Source organism: Kitasatospora sp. MAA4, assembly GCF_029893355.1.
GTDB lineage: Bacteria > Actinomycetota > Actinomycetes > Streptomycetales > Streptomycetaceae > Kitasatospora.
Map to the genome: position 1 here is coordinate 1 of NZ_JARZAI010000070.1, position 1,176 is coordinate 1,176.

Consider the following 1,176-nt stretch of genomic DNA (forward strand, 5'->3'; position numbering starts at 1 on the left):
CTGAGGACAAGCCCTCGGCCTATTAGTACCGGTCAGCTCCACCCATTACTGGGCTTCCACATCCGGCCTATCAACCCAGTCGTCTACTGGGAGCCTTACCCTCTCAAGGAGGTGGGAATACTCATCTCGAAGCAGGCTTCCCGCTTAGATGCTTTCAGCGGTTATCCCTCCCGAACGTAGCCAACCAGCCATGCCCTTGGCAGGACAACTGGCACACCAGAGGTTCGTCCGTCCCGGTCCTCTCGTACTAGGGACAGCCCTTCTCAATATTCCTACGCGCACAGCGGATAGGGACCGAACTGTCTCACGACGTTCTAAACCCAGCTCGCGTACCGCTTTAATGGGCGAACAGCCCAACCCTTGGGACCTACTCCAGCCCCAGGATGCGACGAGCCGACATCGAGGTGCCAAACCATCCCGTCGATATGGACTCTTGGGGAAGATCAGCCTGTTATCCCCGGGGTACCTTTTATCCGTTGAGCGACGGCGCTTCCACAAGCCACCGCCGGATCACTAGTCCCTGCTTTCGCACCTGCTCGACCCGTCGGTCTCACAGTCAAGCTCCCTTGTGCACTTACACTCAACACCTGATTGCCAACCAGGCTGAGGGAACCTTTGGGCGCCTCCGTTACTCTTTAGGAGGCAACCGCCCCAGTTAAACTACCCACCAGACACTGTCCCTGATCCGGATCACGGACCCAGGTTAGACATCCAGCACGACCAGAGTGGTATTTCAACGTCGACTCCACGACAACTGGCGTTGCCGCTTCAAAGTCTCCCACCTATCCTACACAAGCCGAACCGAACACCAATATCAAGCTATAGTAAAGGTCCCGGGGTCTTTCCGTCCTGCTGCGCGAAACGAGCATCTTTACTCGTAATGCAATTTCACCGGGCCTATGGTTGAGACAGTCGAGAAGTCGTTACGCCATTCGTGCAGGTCGGAACTTACCCGACAAGGAATTTCGCTACCTTAGGATGGTTATAGTTACCACCGCCGTTTACTGGCGCTTAAGTTCTCAGCTTCGCCTAGTCGAAACTAGACTAACCGGTCCCCTTAACGTTCCAGCACCGGGCAGGCGTCAGTCCGTATACATCGCCTTACGGCTTCGCACGGACCTGTGTTTTTAGTAAACAGTCGCTTCTCGCTGGTCTCTGCGGCCACCCCCAGCTCAG

General features: G+C 56.0%; 1 rRNA gene. It reads right to left on the reverse strand.

The annotated features are described in order from the left end of the window. Positions 1–2 precede the first annotated feature (2 nt). Positions 3–1,176 (reverse strand): 23S ribosomal RNA (locus tag P3T37_RS36980); the annotation flags it as partial.